Origin of the sequence: Nocardia vinacea (genome assembly GCF_035920345.1) — a bacterium.
Classification (GTDB): domain Bacteria; phylum Actinomycetota; class Actinomycetes; order Mycobacteriales; family Mycobacteriaceae; genus Nocardia; species Nocardia vinacea_A.
Genome location: NZ_CP109149.1, coordinates 267,578 through 284,304 on the forward strand (window position 1 = coordinate 267,578; position 16,727 = coordinate 284,304).

General features: G+C 64.0%; 16 protein-coding genes. 8 read left to right on the plus strand and 8 right to left on the minus strand.

All coding sequences use genetic code 11. The features are described 5' to 3' along the window. Window positions 1–223: 223 nt before the first annotated feature. The 5 genes from OIE68_RS01180 to OIE68_RS01200 all read right to left on the minus strand — a co-directional run bounded on the left by OIE68_RS01180 (window position 224) and on the right by OIE68_RS01200 (window position 5,899). A complete protein-coding gene (locus OIE68_RS01180; protein WP_327097519.1) occupies window positions 224–661 on the minus strand; it encodes a tautomerase family protein in 438 nt (145 codons plus the stop codon). Window positions 662–1,272: 611 nt separating this feature from the next. Continuing rightward, entirely contained in the window at window positions 1,273–2,736 is a 1,464-nt protein-coding gene (locus OIE68_RS01185) for a class I adenylate-forming enzyme family protein (RefSeq protein ID WP_327097520.1), read from the minus strand. Window positions 2,737–2,838: 102 nt separating this feature from the next. After that, complete coding sequence (locus OIE68_RS01190; protein WP_327097521.1) at window positions 2,839–3,717, minus strand: MBL fold metallo-hydrolase; 879 nt, start codon at window positions 3,715–3,717, stop codon at window positions 2,839–2,841. Window positions 3,718–4,230: 513 nt separating this feature from the next. After that, the gene (locus OIE68_RS01195; RefSeq protein WP_327097522.1) at window positions 4,231–5,136 is read right to left on the minus strand and encodes an alpha/beta hydrolase; all 906 of its coding nucleotides are present in this window, start codon (window positions 5,134–5,136) and stop codon (window positions 4,231–4,233) included. A gap of 145 nt (window positions 5,137–5,281) precedes the next feature. Beyond that, window positions 5,282–5,899, minus strand: a complete 618-nt coding sequence (locus OIE68_RS01200; protein WP_327097523.1) for a PadR family transcriptional regulator — start codon at window positions 5,897–5,899, stop codon at window positions 5,282–5,284. A 91-nt stretch (window positions 5,900–5,990) separates the two neighbouring features. Between OIE68_RS01200 and OIE68_RS01205 the strand changes: the two genes are divergently transcribed. Next, window positions 5,991–8,012: an NADPH-dependent 2,4-dienoyl-CoA reductase gene (locus OIE68_RS01205; RefSeq protein WP_327097524.1), complete on the plus strand. Its 2,022-nt coding sequence runs from the start codon at window positions 5,991–5,993 to the stop codon at window positions 8,010–8,012. A gap of 86 nt (window positions 8,013–8,098) precedes the next feature. On the opposite strand, the gene OIE68_RS01210 is transcribed toward OIE68_RS01205, so the two are convergent. Then, window positions 8,099–8,905 carry an enoyl-CoA hydratase/isomerase family protein gene (locus tag OIE68_RS01210; protein ID WP_327097525.1) on the minus strand — a complete coding sequence of 269 codons (807 nt, stop codon included), beginning with the start codon at window positions 8,903–8,905 and terminating at the stop codon, window positions 8,099–8,101. A gap of 268 nt (window positions 8,906–9,173) precedes the next feature. Between OIE68_RS01210 and OIE68_RS01215 the strand changes: the two genes are divergently transcribed. The 7 genes from OIE68_RS01215 to OIE68_RS01245 are packed head-to-tail and all read left to right on the plus strand — an operon-like array spanning window position 9,174 to window position 15,334. Next, complete coding sequence (locus OIE68_RS01215) at window positions 9,174–9,956, plus strand: SDR family oxidoreductase (RefSeq protein ID WP_327101548.1); 783 nt, start codon at window positions 9,174–9,176, stop codon at window positions 9,954–9,956. A gap of 14 nt (window positions 9,957–9,970) precedes the next feature. Next, window positions 9,971–11,692, plus strand: coding sequence for an acyl-CoA dehydrogenase (locus OIE68_RS01220; RefSeq protein ID WP_327097526.1), 1,722 nt, complete (start codon window positions 9,971–9,973; stop codon window positions 11,690–11,692). 51 nt (window positions 11,693–11,743) lie between these two features. Then, window positions 11,744–12,964 carry an acetyl-CoA C-acetyltransferase gene (locus OIE68_RS01225; RefSeq protein WP_327097527.1) on the plus strand — a complete coding sequence of 407 codons (1,221 nt, stop codon included), beginning with the start codon at window positions 11,744–11,746 and terminating at the stop codon, window positions 12,962–12,964. Between the two features lie 55 nt (window positions 12,965–13,019). Then, the gene (locus OIE68_RS01230) at window positions 13,020–13,850 is read left to right on the plus strand and encodes an MBL fold metallo-hydrolase (RefSeq protein ID WP_327097528.1); all 831 of its coding nucleotides are present in this window, start codon (window positions 13,020–13,022) and stop codon (window positions 13,848–13,850) included. Between the two features lie 55 nt (window positions 13,851–13,905). Next, window positions 13,906–14,487, plus strand: coding sequence for a cupin domain-containing protein (locus OIE68_RS01235; protein ID WP_327097529.1), 582 nt, complete (start codon window positions 13,906–13,908; stop codon window positions 14,485–14,487). Then, window positions 14,484–14,762: a hypothetical protein gene (locus tag OIE68_RS01240; RefSeq protein WP_327097530.1), complete on the plus strand. Its 279-nt coding sequence runs from the start codon at window positions 14,484–14,486 to the stop codon at window positions 14,760–14,762. Before OIE68_RS01235 ends, OIE68_RS01240 begins: the two co-directional genes overlap by 4 nt. Then, a complete protein-coding gene (locus tag OIE68_RS01245; protein ID WP_327097531.1) occupies window positions 14,759–15,334 on the plus strand; it encodes a TetR/AcrR family transcriptional regulator in 576 nt (191 codons plus the stop codon). Before OIE68_RS01240 ends, OIE68_RS01245 begins: the two co-directional genes overlap by 4 nt. A gap of 112 nt (window positions 15,335–15,446) precedes the next feature. Here the strand turns inward: OIE68_RS01245 and OIE68_RS01250 are convergent, their stop codons facing one another. Together OIE68_RS01250 and OIE68_RS01255 are read right to left on the minus strand one after the other, a co-directional pair. After that, the gene (locus tag OIE68_RS01250) at window positions 15,447–15,626 is read right to left on the minus strand and encodes a hypothetical protein (protein WP_327097532.1); all 180 of its coding nucleotides are present in this window, start codon (window positions 15,624–15,626) and stop codon (window positions 15,447–15,449) included. A gap of 117 nt (window positions 15,627–15,743) precedes the next feature. Next, window positions 15,744–16,529, minus strand: a complete 786-nt coding sequence (locus OIE68_RS01255) for a crotonase/enoyl-CoA hydratase family protein (protein ID WP_327097533.1) — start codon at window positions 16,527–16,529, stop codon at window positions 15,744–15,746. Window positions 16,530–16,727 lie beyond the last annotated feature (198 nt).

The following is a 16,727-nucleotide window of genomic DNA, read 5'->3' on the forward strand; positions in this document are numbered from 1 at the left end:
GCGGCAACGAAGTCGCCCATGCATTCATAATGAAATTTGTAACGAGGTTACAAAGATGCTACAGCGTTGCTCTGGCTGTGGCAAGGGTCACATCGGCTTGCGCGCTAGACGCGTCTGCTGGTAGGGGCTCGAGCGGGCAGGTGCGGATGTGCTGACGCGGTCGGGTAGGCGAAATGTCTGGCGATAGCTGCGCGGACGCCCACCCTCGACGCGGTTCGAGCCGCTAGACCGTCTCCCACTCGATGGCGGCGTTTATGCGCGCCCATTCCTTCTCCGCCTCCGAGTCTCCCGGCGGCGGCTTGATCCCGTTGGTCCGCCACAGTTGGATCGGGGTTTCGTCGATATGGATCTCCCAGCGGAAACCGCGGTCCTTGACGTGGGGCGCGATGGCGTCCTCGAAAGCGGCCATCGTCATATCCCGGAAATCGTCCGACTCCGGCATCCGGCGGGCAATGTGATCGATCGTCATGCGGACGAAATCGTTCGCCGGTTCCCCGCCGATCCAGATGGAGTCGGCCGGCTGGTCGTGGAACACGACCACGACATAGAACCGCGGCAGCGCCGCGAAGTCCACGTAGACATCGGTGATCGCGTCCGAAAACGCCTTTTTCTGTTCCTTGGTGTACGCGCCTTCGGGAACATAAATCTTCCACATCGGCATGTGGATCTCCTTCTTCGTTGAAGCTGGCAACTGCTGACCATGGGTTGTGGTCTGCGCCACAACCAAGATTACGAATATCGAGTGGTGGTCAATAGGATCAGGACGACGGCTGGCGGTATTTCCACGCCCGTGTCAACGGGCACGCTGATCCGGAAGGACATCTCGGTCGCGAGGTGCCCGGTCATGCGGTGTCCGGCGCGACCTCCCAACGCCAGCGCGACCTTGGTCAGCAGCCCGGTTAGCAGAGTGCTGCGACGCTGATGCCGGCGGCTACACCGGTGATCTATCCGAAACACCGCCGCAGTCCGGGCACGTGGCTGATTCGGCGGCGATCTGCGTGTCGAATCGAATCGTCCTGCCGTCAGCGTCGACTCCGTCGATACGAACGCCCGACAGATGTGGGAAGCAACGCGAATGGCGACTCCAGCACACCACGCACGACCACAAGCGGGAAATTCTCTGCGCCCCAACGGGATCGACACGCCGAGAATCATCGAAAGCCCTGGAATTGCGCCCGCGAGGCATGGCAATAACGCGCACGACGGCCGGATCCGGGCGAGCTGCCCGAATCCGGCCGTCGTGCGCGTTATGTAAGGAGATGGCTGCGCCGGTTACGCACCGGTGGAGACTGCGGCGTGTGCTTTTCGCAAGGTCGGCTTGTCGATCTTGCCGACCGCGTTCTTAGGAATGGCGTCCACCACGAAAGCCGTCGGTCGTTTGTAGCCGGTGAGGTGTCGCTCGCACAGCTCGGTCAGCGCTGCCGTGTCGATGGTCGAGCCTGGCCGCGGCTGGACATAGGCAATGACGATCTCCCCCCATTTTTCGTCGGGAACGCCGATCACGGCGGCCTCCAGAACCGACGGTTCTGTGGTCAGGACGTCCTCGATCTCCTTGGGGTAAATATTCTCGCCGCCCCGGATGATCATGTCTTTCGACCGTCCAACCAGGACCAGATAGCCGTCCGAGTCGAAATGGCCCACGTCGCCGGTGCGCAACCAGCCGTCGACGAGCGTTCGAGCTGTTTCTTCCGGACGGCCGAGGTAGCCGCGCATGATGTTGGGCCCGCGCACGATGACCTCACCATCCTCGCCGCTAGCCAGTTCGGTGCCGCTGTCGTCGACGATCCGAATCTCCTGACCGACGAGGGGCAACCCGACGCTGCCGGCGCGCCGGGGGCCGGCGGGCGGGTTGCACGTGGAGACACATGTTCCTTCGGACAGCCCGTAGCCCTCGATGATCGGGAACCCGTATCGGGTCTCGAACCGGGTCAGCAACACATCCGAGGCGGGTGCGGCGCCGCAGGCCCCGAACCGCAAGGACGACGTGTCGGGCACTACCTCCGGCGGGAGCGCGGCCAGCATGTTGTAGATCGTCGGTACCGCGCTGAAGTAGGTGGGCCGCTCACGCTCGACGAGGTCGAAGAAGGAGTTGGGGTCGAACCGGCCGACGATGACCGCACTGCCGCCGACGAGAAGCGGCGACAGGATGCTGATGGTGATGCCGTTGACGTGGAACAGCGGCAGAATCAGCAAGGAGCGGTCGGCTGGACCGAGCGCGAGCGCAACGACCATCATCTCCGCCATAGCCTCGATATTGCTGTGGTCGAGCATGACGCCCTTCGGCGTCCCGGTCGTGCCACTGGTGTATACGAGCAGCGACAGCGCGGCCGGGTCCAGAATCGGTGCCGGATCGAACCCGCCGGGGTCCGTGTACATCGTGTCGACAGCGAGAGTCTGGGTGATCGGTGTGGTCGATTCGTCCTCGACTACCAGCAGGCGTGCGTCGGAGTCGCGGAGCTGTCGTTCCACTTCGATGTCGGTCATGCTCGGATTGACCGGCGTGACCGTGGCACCGATCCGCCAGGCCGCGAACAGCAGCAGTACGAACCCGAGGCGGTTGGTCAATTTCACGGCGACCACATCACCGGCACCGATCCCGAGGTCATTCAGGTGGCGTGAGGCCGCCCGTACCCGAAGCAACAATTCGGCATTGGTGAGCGATTCACGTCCATCGGAGATCGCCGGCCCATCCGGGTCCAGATCGGCGCGGTGGTCGGGCAGGGAAGCGAAATGCATGGCGTACCTATCGGTTTCGGGGCGCGGTGGGGGCGGAGGGGGTTGGCGCGACGACGACCGACGGGCGTGGTCGGCCAGGTCACAGCGCGGCGCGCGGGTCTACTACGCGCCGTCGCGTGCCGCGAACGCGTTGATGGCAGAGAATTGCAAGGTCCACACATTGGCGTGATTGGGGTATTTGGCGCTCATGATCGACACGAGGTCGTCGGCGTCCTTCGCGACCGGGAAGGCGGCGATGAAGTCCTGGATGTACGAACGGGTCTGGGCGATCATGGTCTCGACCGCGTAGTCATCGCCGTCGGGCCTGCGGTGTCCGCACACGATCATCTTCGGCTGGAGCTTCTCCACGACATCGACGGTTTCCAGCCAGTCCTGCCATTCCGCGGGAGTCGACAGGCCGAGCATCGGGTAGATCTCGTTGTAGATGGAATCACCAGCGATAACGGCGTCGATCTCGGGGATGTGCACGATGGTCGTGGGATGTACGTCGGCCTGCTTCACCTCGATGATGTGCAAGGGGGATCCGTCGACGTACAGGGTGTCGGTCTCCAGCGGGTCCGGAAGTGGACCTGAAGGTACGACGGCGTCGCCGAACAGCAAATTCCACTGCATGGTCTGCAACTCCATGGTCTGCTTCATGGACTCGATCACATGCGGCAATGCCACGCATTTCGCGTCCGGGAACCGCTCCATGAGCGGTCCGATGCCCAGGTAGTGGTCCTGGTGATCGTGGGTGATGTAGATCGTGGTCAGCTTCTTGCCGGTGCGCTCGATCAGGTCGCCGAGGTCTTGGACGTCGTCCTTGAGGTACAGCGCGTCGATGAGAACGACCTCCGTCGCGCCACTCACGAGGACGGCGGTGGTCGGCGAGAAGGTGCCGTTGGGAATGCCGGGAAACTCAAAGGCCGGGACATTCGGCCAGCGACTGACGAAGACCGTCGCACGGATGGGTACAGCAGGCGAGTTGGTGTCAGTCGTCATAGGGAACCTCCAGTTGCAGTGTGATCGGTCAGCGGCTGTGGTCGTCGCCAACTCACGTTAGGAACGCGCGGTCCTTGGCACATAGGCCGAGCGTGCCCAGTGTTGGTACGGGAGCGCCATGGATCTGGGCCGGTCCGCTGACCGCGGGGCTCCCGGGCTGTCGCCCGGGAGCCGCGGATTGCTGAAATGATCGAGAGTCCGAGCACGGTCGTGCTCGGCTGATCAACTCGGCCTCGAAATATCTTGGTGCCGCCGGTCCGGGACCGAGGAATAGTCGTTCATACGGCAGGCGCGCTAGGGGCCGACGATCCTTTGTGGTCCGGCAAATCAATTCGATTGTGCACCAACGCTTTCGCGCCCAATCATGGATCAAGTGAGGTACCGCCACCGTGGCGGCCATGTAGTCGAAGGCCACGCCGGACAGCCAGATCCGTAGGTGTACATCACCTTCGGATGAATTCCGCTGTTCTGCGCACATGGTCTATCGCCTCCACTCCTCCACGAGGCAGAGCCTCATGCTCGGAGGTGCTTGACGAAGTGGTCGCGCGCGGCTCCGGCGCATTCGTCGAAGCCGGGGCCGGTGTAGAAGTCGAAGTGTCCGCCATGGGTGACGATGAGCTGCTTCGGCTCCCGGGCTCGCTCGTACGCGTCGAGTGCGAGAGCATAAGGCGTACACGCGTCCTCGTCGGCGACGATCATCAGGAGCGGCGTGGGCGAGATCTGGCTGATGAAGCTGCCGGGGTTGTATTCGCCGGCCAGCTCCAGACTGCGCGCCGTCATCTCGTTCTTCCAGTTCGGGGCGCGCAGCGCCGCCGTCTTGGTGAACCACTCGTAGGCATCGAGCTGCGGCATCGCGGCCTGCCCCATCGGGTCGGGCGAGACAGTCGCAAGCATCGCGGGCTCGCCATCGTTGAACCGATTGTGGCGGTCGGCGTCGAAGTTCCCGCGGACGTGGGGCAGGAAGTCCGGCCGGATCAGCCGATCCAACGTGGCCGGACCCGAGATAAAGGGCACCTGGGCGACGACTGCCTTCACCCTCTTGTCGATCGCCGCCACCATCAGAGCGTGTCCACCGGCGAAGCTCGTGCCCCAGATGCCGACCCTCGACGGGTCGACCTCCGGGCGAGTGGTCGCGTAGGTGATCGCATTGCGGAAGTCGCGGTACTGCAGGACCGGGTCAAGCTCTTGGCGAGGAGTTCCGTCGCTGTCACCGAAGTTCTGGTGGTCGTAGGCGAGCGCGTTGAGGCCGGCTTCGGCGAAGAGGCTCGCATAGTCGTCCAGGTGCATTTCCTTGACGCCGGACATTCCGTGCACCAGGACGATGACCGGCGCGGGGCCGCTGGTGTTCTGCGCCGGGTAGAACCAGCCGCGGAGGGTGACACCACCCTCACCCTTGAACTCGATGTCTTCGCGATTCATGTGCTTTCCTCTTCACGCCGGGTTGTGTGTCGGACACTGCCAACCTAGGAATGCACGACCGGACTCTGATAGAACGAGTGCGCCGTCTACTGGTATGGGTGTGCCAGGATTTGTGAAGAGGCGGTCAACCGAGCCGCGTCGTGGGTCAGGACGATCGACGATGCCTCTCGGCCCGCTCTATCGCCAGTTGCTCTGCCGCCTTCGCGCACCATTCGGCCCAGGACAGTTCGATGTCGATGCCTGCCTGCAGGATTAGGTGCTGGAGGCGCTCTCGACGTGTCGTTGCGGGGCCGTTGAAGTCTCGGTCCTCGATATCGCGGTACGTCTCGAGAAGGGACCGGTGATAGTCCAAATGCTGTTGAATATCGTCGCTCAGGTCGATGTCGCCCAGAACGGCGGCGGCGCGCAGGCGCACCAACAACGGATCCCTGAGGGGCACCGGCTCTTGCCCGGTGCTAACCCATCCTCGTAGATATTGCACGCCTGTTTCGGTGATCTCGTACGCGCGAGGTGCGCCTCTGCCTTTCACCTGGCTGGCATGCGGCTGGACGAGATCGTCGTCGGTCATGTTCCCGAGTTCACGATAAATCTGCTGGTGGGTGGCATGCCAGAAGTAGCCGATAGATGAGTCGAAGCGTCGTGTCAGCTCCTTGCCGGTGGAGGGGCGCTCCATGAGCGCCGTAAGGATCGCGCACCTCAGCGACATCGACCGCTGACCTCCGTTGATGTTTCGGCGACGTATAGCGCCGCCAACTTTACTCATGGGCCACCCCATTTCTACTTGTGCAACAAGTTGCATAAAAGCTAGGGTTCGCGCCAAGACACCACTTAGCCGCTAACAAAGGACGAGATCGATGACCGCCTTCCGCAGACTGTTCGAACCGCTGGAAGTGGGGCCGCTGACCCTGCCGAATCGGGTGGTGATGGGCTCGATGCATCTGGGCTTGGAGGAAGTCGAAGGCGGATTCGAGACGATGGCCGCGTTCTACGCCGAGCGTGCACGGGGCGGCGTCGGCCTCATCGTCACCGGCGGCGTTTCACCGAACCACGCCGGCAGGCCGTTCGCGGTGGGCGCGACAATGTCCACCGCCGAGGACGTGCGGCAGCACCTGCTGGTGACACGCTCGGTGCACGACGCGGGCGGTCGAATCGCACTGCAGCTATTGCATTTCGGCCGCTATGCCAAGCATTCCGATTTAGTGGCGCCGAGTGCCGTGCGAGCGCCGATCAATCGCTTTGTTCCGCGCGAGATGGACCCGGCCGAGATCGAAGAGACGATCGACGACTTCGCGGCCGCGGCCGTGCTCGCGCGGTCCGCCGGTTATGACGGCGTCGAGATCATGGGATCCGAGGGCTATCTGATCAACGAATTTCTTGCGCCCCGTACCAATCTCCGGCTCGATGAATGGGGCGGGGACTTCGAGAACAGGGCACGGTTCGCCGTCGAGATCGTGCGCCGCACACGCCTGGCCGTCGGCGAGGACATGCTGATTTCGTTCCGGATCTCCGTCACCGATCTGGTTCCCGAGGGCTCCACCTTCGCCGAGACGATTGAACTGGCGCGGCGACTCGAGCAGGCGGGGGTGTCGATGCTGAGCACTGGTATCGGTTGGCACGAATCGAGTGTTCCGACGATCGCGTCGCCGGTACCCGCAGGCGCGTTCCGGGACTATTCGGCGAAAATTACTGCGGCCGTGAACATTCCGGTCGTCGCGAGCAACCGGATCAACACCCCCGAACTCGCCGAAGAGATTTTGGCCAGCGGTGGCGCGGATCTGATATCCATGGCGCGTCCGCTGCTGGCGGATCCGGAGTTCGTGAACAAGGCGCGCGACGGGCGGGCGCACCGCATCAATACCTGCATCGCGTGTAATCAAGCGTGCATCGACCATACATTGGCCGAAAAGACCACGACCTGCCTGGTAAATCCCCGCGCGGGCCATGAGCTCACGCTGCTGCCCACGCCACCGAAGACATACAAACGCATCGGCGTGGTGGGGGCCGGACCGGCGGGGATGGCGTTCAGTTCGTTTGCCGCCCGACGGGGCCACCAGGTGACACTGTTCGAAGGCCGCCCCACGCTCGGCGGGCAGTTCGATCTGGCATGGCGTATTCCGGGTAAGTCGGAGTATCGCGAGACGATCAGGTACTACGAGGGTGAACTCGAGGAGGCGGGCGTCTCGATCCGGCTGAAGACGCAGGCCTGCGCCGAGTTGCTGCTGTCAGAGGATTTCGACGAGATTGTCCTTGCGACGGGAGTGAAGCCACGCCGCATATCGATTGCTGGAGCGTCGCATCCGTCGGTAGTCAGCTATGTCGATGTGCTTCGCGGGACGGCACCGGTCGGTGGTCGAGTCGCCATCATCGGTGCCGGCGGCATCGGTTTCGATATCGCCGCCTTCATCACGAATGAGGAATCTTCCGATACCGATCCTCGCGCGGAATTCTTCCAGCACTGGGGGGTGGATATCGATCCGCACGTGCCGGGCGGAGTGCGGGCACCGGCGAAACTCGGTTCCGCACGCCGGGTCTATTTGCTGCAGCGAAAGACCGACAAAGTGGGTGCGGGCCTCGGGTTGACCACCGGATGGATCCACCGGGCACACGTCGCGTCGCGCGGCGTTGAGATGATGTCCGGAGTTACCTACGAGGCCATCGACGACGACGGCCTGCATATCACCGTGAACGGCCGCGCCACAACGCTGGACGTGGACACGGTAATAGTGTGTGCCGGGCAATTGCCCGAGCGTGACATCTACGACGAGTTGCTGACACGGGGGATACCCACACATCTCATCGGCGGGGCGTCGGTCGCTGCCGAACTGGACGCCAAACGCGCGATTCGGGAGGGCGCGGAACTGGCCTCGAGGATCTGACCGTCGTCGAGCCCGTGTTGATTCGTGTTCGGTCCGAACCATGGCGGTCCATGGTTCGGACAGAACGGATGTGCCGGGAATCCGGTTCAGAACTGTCGGCCGGGGCCGTCCGTGGTTGCGAAGAGGGCGCGCAGCAGGCGCGCCTGGGCCGCGCCCTCGAGCTGGCGTTGCAGGTCGTTGTCCGAGATCTCGGCCGACTGCAGTAGCGCCTTGGTCTCGCGAGCGGCACCGGTGTCCGCCTGTAACAGACCGCGAGCCCAGTCCTCGACCTCGCGCTCGAGATTGTCGGCAGGCACCACACAGTGCGCCAATCCCAGGGCTTCTGCTTCCTTGGCGTCGACATTGCGTGCCCGAACGCAGATTTCGAGTGCGCGCCCGTACCCGACCTGCCGAACCAGGGGAGTGAGTCCCGTCAGGTCGGGCACCAGTCCGAGGGCGGGTTCTTTCATGCAGAAGACCGCGTTGTCGGCCACGATCCTGAGATCGCACGCGAGGGCGAGCTGGAATCCGGCACCGACGGCGTGTCCCTGGACAGCGGCGATCGAGATGAAGTTCGAGTCGCGCAGAAACATGAAACCGTCTTGGTACTCACGGATCTTCCGCGCGATGGTCACATCGGGACCATCGAGCAGACCGGCAATGGTTTCGGTGTTGGCAGTGGCGTTCAGCATGGAGCGATCCAAACCAGCCGAGAAGCTGGGCCCTTCGGCACGCACGACAAGAATGCGAACATCGGCCGGCATCGTCTGTCCTAACACGGCGAGCGCCCGCCACATTGCCGGAGACTGCGTGTTACGCCGTTCCGGTTTGCACAGCGTGATCTCGGCGATCGGTCCGCTGTGCGTGAACCGCAGTCCCGCCGAGTGCAGCTCGGCCTCGGTTGGGCCCGCCATCGATCGATCGTTTACTCGGGTCATTGTCGTTTCTCTCCCAGCTTGGGTGTGTAGATGGCCATGCATTCGCGGATGACCATGCGTCCGCGCTCAGCTGTCCGAACACCGTCGTGGGGGACAGGCCGGCGACAACGATCATCGACCCCGGGTGGAAATTGTGCAACAAGTTGCATTAAAGTCGGTGCCAGACTTGACGACGATAGCGATCGCTCTCTACCGTTCAACGAACGGGTTGCCGCCGACGACCCTGTACTCCGGAAAGGACACCATGTTCCCTGAACTGTTCTCTGTGTCAGGCAAGACGGTCCTGGTCACCGGCGGTACCCGAGGCATCGGCTACATGATCGCCGAGGGATACCTGAGGGCAGGCGCCCGCGTGTACATCACCTCGCGGAAAGAGGCCGCCTGTGCCGAGGCGGCGACCGCCCTCTCGGAATTCGGTGAGGTGCACGCCATCCCGTGCGACGTCACCAACGACGAGCAGTGCCAAGCATTGATCGACGCGATCGCGGCTCGCGAACCGAAGCTGCACGTGCTGGTCAACAATGCCGGTGCCACCTGGGGTGCGCCGCTCGACGAGTTTCCCGGCGCCGCGTGGGACAGGGTGCTGGGCGCCAATGTCAAAGCGCCGTTCACGATGACCCGCGTGGCGCGCCTGCTACTGGAGAAGGCGTCCACCGAACAGGACCCGGCCCGAGTGATCAATATCGGCTCCATCGACGGGCTGACAGTGCCGGGCGTACCCAACTTCTCCTACTCGGCGTCCAAAGCCGCCATCCACCACCTCACGCGCCACCTGGCCGCGGAGCTGGCGCCCACCATTCTGGTCAATGCCATCGCGCCCGGCCCGTTCCCGTCGAAGATGACGGCAGCGCTGCTGTCGGAGGCCGGCGATCAGCTGACCGCGGCCTCCCCGGTCGGTCGAATCGGCGAACCCGCCGATATCGCGGCGACGGCGGTGTTCCTCAGCTCTCGCGCCTCGAATTTCATTGCCGGAGCGGTCATCCCGCTCGACGGCGGTCTCACCACAACCATCGGTCTCAAGTTCTAGAAGGGCCACGCCCCGTGTACAAAGCCCCCATCGCCCACTACGACTTCCTCTATAGCGAAGTCCTCGGCTCGGACATTCTCGAGGCCGTGACCGACGGCGAACTCAAAGCGAGCGACGCTCACGAAGTCCTCACCGCCGCAGCGGAATTCGCGGTCGACAAGCTGCATCCGCTCAATACGGTCGGCGATCGTGTCGGCAGTGTGCTGTCCGAGGGTGTCGTGCGAACCCCAGCCGGCTACCAGGATGCCTACCAGGCCGTCGCCAGGGCCGGGTGGGTCGGGTTCGGCCTCGAGTCCGAGATCGGAGGTGGGGGCGCGCCTTTCCTGCTCCGTCAAGCGGTCTCGGAGCTGTGGTTCGCCGCTAATCCCGCGTTCTCGGTGTGCTGGCTGTTGTCGACCGGTGCGGCAGCGGCTTTGAACTCGGCCGCGAGTCCCGAGTTGAAGGACGTGTATCTGTCGAAGATCGCGTCCGGCGAGTGGACGGGCACGATGAACCTGACTGAATCCGATGCCGGCACCGATCTGTCCGCGATCCGGACCATTGCCCGCCCCAAAGGGGACGGCACGTGGGCGGTCACCGGGCAGAAGATCTTCATCACCTGGGGTGATCACGATCTGACGGACAACATCGTGCATCTGGTGCTCGCGCGTACCCCGGACGCGCCCGCGGGGTTGGGTGGGCTGTCGCTGTTCGTGGTGCCGAAGTTCCTGGTCGACAGCGAAGGCGGTATTGGTGAGCGCAATCGCGTCACCACCGTCGCCTTGGAGCACAAACTCGGCCTGCATGTCAGTCCGACCTGCGTGCTGGATTACGCGGACGCGACCGGCTATCTCGTCGGGGATCTGCACCGTGGCCTCGCGGGGATGTTCGTCATGATGAACAACGCGCGCATCGGTGTCGGGCTGCAGGGCCTCGGTCTGGCCGACCTCGCGTACCAGGAGGCCCGCGACTACGCCCAGCAGCGGGTGCAGGGCAGCGTGGTCGGACGCCCGGCGGGCACCCCCATCGCCGAGCACCCCGACGTTGCCCGCCTGCTGCTGTCGATGTCGAGTTCGATCTCGGCGATGCGCGGCTTCTCGATGCAGATGGCCGAGTGGCTCGACCGTTCGCAGCGCGCCGACTCGCCCGAGGCCGGTCAGCTGGCCGAATTCGGTGTTCCTATCCTCAAGGGCTGGTTCACCGAGGAGGCGGTGCGCATCGCCTCCGATGGCGTCCAGGTCTACGGAGGCATGGGCTTCATCGAGGAAGCCGGCGCGGCACAGCACTATCGCGATGCGCGAATCATGCCGATCTACGAAGGAACTACCGCGATTCAGGCCAACGATCTGATCGGCCGCAAGCTGATTCGCGCCGATGGTGCGGCGGCGTGGCGGTTCTTCGAACTGATCGACTCCAGCCTTGCTCCGCTTCGATCCGGCGGCCACCCGGTGGCGACGCGCACCGCCGAACGGCTCGAACGCGCCCTGCGCGCGGCACGTGACACCACGCAGGCACTGCTGTCCCTGGCCGCGGCGAACCCGCGTGACGCCTATGCCGGATCGGTGAGTTACCTGACCCTGCTCAGCCTGCTCGCCGGAGCGTGGATGCACGGCCGCATGGTCACCGCCGTGCTCGCCCACCCTGAACTGTCCACCGCCGACCGGCAGCGCCTGACCGAGGCCGACTTCTACGGCGCTCATCACCTCAGCCGTGTCCATGCCCTGGCCGAGGCCATCCGTGCAGGCGAAATCGTATGAGCCGCTTGGTGATCGATGCGCCCGTCGCCACATTCCACCGAAGGAACAACCATGCCTGAAGCCGTAATCGTCGCCACCGCACGCTCCCCGATCGGGCGCGCCGGCAAAGGGTCGATGATTCCGATGCGGCCCGACGATCTGGCCACCCAGATCGTGCGCGCGGCACTGTCGAAGGTGCCCGCGCTCGATCCGGCCGATATCGATGACCTGATCCTGGGCACCGCCTCGCCCGCAGGTGAGGGCGGATACAACATGGCCCGGGTCGTCAGTGTGCTGTCCGGACTCGACACAGTTCCCGGCACCACCGTCAACCGCTACTGTTCGTCGTCGTTGCAGACGACCCGAATGGCGTTCCATGCGATCAAAGCCGGAGAAGGACACGCTTTCCTCTCCGCCGGCGTCGAAACGGTCAGCCGATTCGGCAAGGGTGCCTCGGACTCCTCGCCGGACACCATGAACGACCGGTTCTCCGCTGCGATCGAACGGACCGAAGCACGGTCCGCTGCGGGCGCACCGGAATGGGTTGATCCGCGCAAGGAGGGACTGCTCCCCGACATCTACATCGGCATGGGCCAGACCGCCGAGAATGTCGCCGAAATGACCGGCATCACCCGCGAAGAGCAGGACCGCTGGGCCGTGCGCAGCCAGAACCGCGCGGTCGCGGCGGTCGAGTCCGGCTTCTTCGGCCGAGAGATCACGCCGATCACCTTGCCCGACGGCACCGTCGTCACTGCAGACGACGGCCCTCGGCCCGGTACCACCTACGACGTCGTCGCCGGGTTGAAGTCGCTGTTCCGCCCCGACGGCACCATTACCGCCGGCAATGCCTGCCCCCTCAACGACGGCGCCGCCGCATTGGTCATCATTTCCGACACCAGGGCCACGGAACTCGGACTCACCCCGTTGGCGCGAATTGTGTCGACCGGTGTCTCGGCACTGTCGCCGGAGATCATGGGCCTCGGTCCGGTCGAGGCCACCCGGCGCGCGCTGGCGCTGGCCGGGATGTCGGTGTCCGATATCGATCTGTTCGAGATCAATGAGGCATTCGCGGTCCAGGTTCTCGGCTCCGCACGCGAAATCGGCATCGACGAAGACAAGCTCAACGTCTCCGGCGGCGCGATCGCCTTGGGCCACCCATTCGGCATGACCGGCGCCCGCATCACCACAACCCTGCTCAACAACCTCCAGACCTACGACAAGCAATTCGGGGTCGAAACCATGTGCGTCGGCGGCGGTCAAGGCATGGCCATGGTCCTGGAACGACTGTCCTGAGCAGATTTCGCCCGCACATTTTTCGAAGCAAAGAACACAGAAAGCACGAATCCGCATGAGCGATCTCGCAATAAACGTCTACACCTGCCAAGCATTCGACTTGCCGGGCGGTGGACAGTTCTCGCCCACCACCTCGACCCTGATCACCGGACCGACCGAAGCGATACTCGTCGACACGCAGTTCCTCGCCGCCGATGTCGACGAGGTGATCGATCTGATCGAGGATTCCGGCAAGCAGCTGACCACGATCTTCATCACCCACGGACACTTCGATCACTACTTCGGTCTGGAGCGGCTGCTGAACCGGTTCCCGCAAGCCCGCGCGGTGGCGGTACCGGCCGTGGCCAAGGCCATCGCGGCCAACCTCGACAGTGATCGCGCCTACGTCCGGGATTTCCTCGGCGGGCTGGCTCTCGACAACGCCGCGGCACCCGAGCCGTTCGACAACCTCGTCCTCACCATCGATGGTGTGGAAGTGGTGGCCATCGAGATCGAGCAGGCCGATACCGCGCCCACCGCCATCCTCCATATCCCAACCCTGCAAGCGGTGATCGCTGGAGACGTGGTCTACAACGGTGTCAACCCCATGCTGGCGATGACCAATCGGAACGACTGGCCGAACTGGATCGCCGGCGTCGACCACCTCGCCTCGCTGAACCCCACAACGGTGGTCGCCGGACACAAGCGCCCCGAACTCGGCGACCCGGCCGATTGCATCGACGAAACGCGTGACTACCTGCAGGAATTCGTCGCCAACGTCGATAGCCTGGCGAACGCGCGCGAACTGATCGCCCACATGCAGTCTCTTTTCCCGGACCACGCCAACCCCTCGACGCTGGTGGTGTCGGCGGTTACCGCGTTCAAACGGAAGAAGCAGAACGACTGAAACCGACCACCGGGCTGGAGGCCCTCATCACGGGCTTGCCAGGACAGAGGAGACCATGGCCGTCCGAGTGCCAGCCGACCCGTTGTCGGCACCGCTGCCGCCGCTTGTCGTCGCGCGGTACCGCTCGCCCGATGGGCGCGCCGAGGTGACCCTGCGCACCAATGTCTGGTTCGACGGAACGTGGTGGTCATGCCTCGATCGGTCGTTCCGGGCGGGCGCCGGGTTCCTCGTGCCGCATTCGCACGCACACACCGACGAGGTGCACTTCGTTCGTAACGGTGAAGTGCGTTATCTGCAGAGCGGGAGCTGGCGTACCGCCCGTGCCGGCGACGTCTTCCTGTTTCCGGCCGGCACAGTGCATGCCGACCCATGGGCGACGAAGGCTGGGCCCGCAACCGTCACTTCGCTGCTGTCCCCGGCCGTTCCGGCGTGGATCGAGTTCGGCTTACGTGTGGGGCGGCTGACTCGGAGCGGGCAGCTCACCCGACGCGGCCAGCCCCCACTGCCGGTGCTCATGAAGATCGTGCACGAGACCGGCGTCGACGTCTTGGCCCTCGGTCTGCCTGCCGGATTGCAACGACGACTGGCCATCCCGGCGCTCGCCGCGATCGGCCGACTGTTCTGGAAGAAAGCATGAGCGAACATCTGGCCACCTGCCCCCATTGCGAGGTGGCCCGCGGCCTGCGAATCAAGGTCGAAGACGGCAACATCGTCGGCGTACGTGGCGACGCGGAGCATCCGGGAGCCAACCTCAACGTCCTCACGGGTCCGGGCGGAATCGACTTGCCCTCGGGCACCGCGGCATTCAATGGAGTGGACGTCCGGGTCCGGGCACTCGGCACGACAGCACTAGTCCGAGTGGACTCGATGACGACCTTCGCCGATATGTCCTCGATGATTACCGGCCGATGACTTCCCGCAACAATCGAATGAGCGCGCATATGCGAAGGGAGCAGGTGCTCTCCGTGGCTTTGTCGATTTTCGCGGAAAAAGGATACGCCGCTACCGGAACGTCGGAGATCGCCGAGAGAGCAGGAATCTCTCAGCCGTATGTAATTCGACTATTCGGACGAAAACGGGACCTGTTTCTCGCCGTCGTGGACCGCGCGTGGGACCGGCTCGAAGGCAGTCTCCTCGACCGCGCTGCTGCCCAGGCCGGCGCCGAGCAAGGGCAGAGTAGTGAACTACAGCCCACTGCTCTAGCTGCCGTGCTGTCCGAGTGCGAGGAGCTGTCTGTGCTGTCACAGGGCTTCGCCGCGAATTTCGATCCAGTTATTCGCGAAGCTGTTCGCAACCGTTTCGGACGGTTCTACGAGGTGGCCCATTCTTTGGTCGACAAGCAAGCAATCGAAGTCGCCGACCATTTTATTGCCGATGGGATCCTACTGACTGCGATGGCCGCACTGCAGTTGGTAGGACCCCACGCGCATCCGACGCCGTGGTCTCGAGAGCTCCTCGACGATCTCCGCAACAACGGGCGATAGATAGGCACGGAGGAACGGCCCAAGTGGGCGGTTCAGGCGAGAATTCTGGTCACCGACTCGGCCACGCACACCGGCCGGTCCGATCCTTGGTGCTCGATGGTGACTTGGCTGATCAACTGGACGCCACCCGAAATGTCGGTGACTTCCAACAGTCGGATATGTCCTCGCACGCGGCTGCCGACCGGTCGGCGCCGGCGCGTGCGAACAACGCGCCGATCTCCTTGCCGATCCCTTGCCCGGCGCCGGTCACCACCACGGTGCGGCCGGTGTAGTCGAAGCTCAGATTCGTCATGTCGGGTTTCCGTTCTTACCGGCCACGGGGAACAGGTCGGAACTCATGTCACTTTCCTTACGCCTTGGGGAAGTAGTCGGGTTGCCGGAGTGGGGTCGTGTCCGCTGCTCGCCGTAACTACTTGCCCTGAAAGTTGGCCTGGCGGCGTTCGATGAACGACTGGATTCCCTCTTGGAAGTCGTGGCTGTCGAAAACGGCGCCCTTGACGTCGTCGATCGCGGCGACGGCGGCGGGCTCGCCCTGTTCGAGGTACTTCAGGGCGGACGCCTTGGTGGCTCGCACGCCGAGTGGGGCGTTGGCGCAGATCTCGCGGGCCAGTTCGATCCCGCGCTCGATGTGCTGGCCGAAAGGCACGACTTCCTGGACGAAGCCGAGGTCGAGGGCGCGCTGGGCGTCGAATTTGTCGGCCCGGAGCAGGTGGTACATCGCATTGCCCCATCCGGTCCGGGTCAGGTAACGGAAATGGGCGCCACCGAGGGGTGCGAGGCCGCGGGCGACCTCGAGCTGCTGGAACTGCGCGGTGTCGGCGGCGACCACGATGTCGGCGGCCAGCATCATCTCGATGCCGACGGTGAAGGTGATGCCCTGAACCACGGCCACGATCGGCTTGGTTGCCCGCCGCCCCAGCGCGAACGGATCGACCAGAGCCGGGTCGATGTCCGCGTCTGCGCCGGGACCGAAGAACTTCGGCATGTCCAAGCCTGCGGTGGTGTGCTTCCCGGCGGAGCGGAACACCGCGACCCACAGGGAGTCGTCCTCGTCGAACGTGGTCAGGTGCTGGGCGAGCTGACGCATCATGGCCGGCGTGTAGGAGTTCATTTTGGACTCGTTCTCGACCGTGATGATGGCGATGTTGCCATCGGTCTCGAGCGTGACCTCGCCGGGCTCGCGGTCGTGACTCATGAAGGCTCCTTGTCCATGGTGAGTTCGCGCGGGACGCGCGACTAGACTAAATCGTCTAGTCGTTGTGGTCAACAGCCGCGCACGTCCCCGGACCGTCGGGCCGATGCGCCCGATGCCCTGCGCCCGCATATGCGGCAAAGCCGCATTCGTCATCCGGATGACGCCGAAGACGTTGATATCGAAGACATTCAGTCCCCA

Bases quoted from the DNA above. Each gene is read 5' to 3' on its own strand.
- OIE68_RS01195 (WP_327097522.1), bottom strand. From the start codon at position 5,136: ATGAATCGCGAAGACATCGAGTTCAAGGGTGAGGGTGGTGTCACCCTC.
- OIE68_RS01215 (WP_327101548.1), top strand. From the start codon at position 9,174: ATGTTCCCTGAACTGTTCTCTGTGTCAGGCAAGACGGTCCTGGTCACC.
- OIE68_RS01210 (WP_327097525.1), bottom strand. From the start codon at position 8,905: ATGGCGGGCCCAACCGAGGCCGAGCTGCACTCGGCGGGACTGCGGTTC.
- OIE68_RS01230 (WP_327097528.1), top strand. From the start codon at position 13,020: ATGAGCGATCTCGCAATAAACGTCTACACCTGCCAAGCATTCGACTTG.
- OIE68_RS01235 (WP_327097529.1), top strand. From the start codon at position 13,906: ATGGCCGTCCGAGTGCCAGCCGACCCGTTGTCGGCACCGCTGCCGCCG.
- OIE68_RS01185 (WP_327097520.1), bottom strand. From the start codon at position 2,736: ATGCATTTCGCTTCCCTGCCCGACCACCGCGCCGATCTGGACCCGGAT.
- OIE68_RS01180 (WP_327097519.1), bottom strand. From the start codon at position 661: ATGCCGATGTGGAAGATTTATGTTCCCGAAGGCGCGTACACCAAGGAA.
- OIE68_RS01200 (WP_327097523.1), bottom strand. From the start codon at position 5,899: ATGAGTAAAGTTGGCGGCGCTATACGTCGCCGAAACATCAACGGAGGT.
- OIE68_RS01225 (WP_327097527.1), top strand. From the start codon at position 11,744: ATGCCTGAAGCCGTAATCGTCGCCACCGCACGCTCCCCGATCGGGCGC.
- OIE68_RS01190 (WP_327097521.1), bottom strand. From the start codon at position 3,717: ATGACGACTGACACCAACTCGCCTGCTGTACCCATCCGTGCGACGGTC.
- OIE68_RS01250 (WP_327097532.1), bottom strand. From the start codon at position 15,626: ATGACGAATCTGAGCTTCGACTACACCGGCCGCACCGTGGTGGTGACC.
- OIE68_RS01240 (WP_327097530.1), top strand. From the start codon at position 14,484: ATGAGCGAACATCTGGCCACCTGCCCCCATTGCGAGGTGGCCCGCGGC.
- OIE68_RS01205 (WP_327097524.1), top strand. From the start codon at position 5,991: ATGACCGCCTTCCGCAGACTGTTCGAACCGCTGGAAGTGGGGCCGCTG.
- OIE68_RS01255 (WP_327097533.1), bottom strand. From the start codon at position 16,529: ATGAGTCACGACCGCGAGCCCGGCGAGGTCACGCTCGAGACCGATGGC.
- OIE68_RS01245 (WP_327097531.1), top strand. From the start codon at position 14,759: ATGACTTCCCGCAACAATCGAATGAGCGCGCATATGCGAAGGGAGCAG.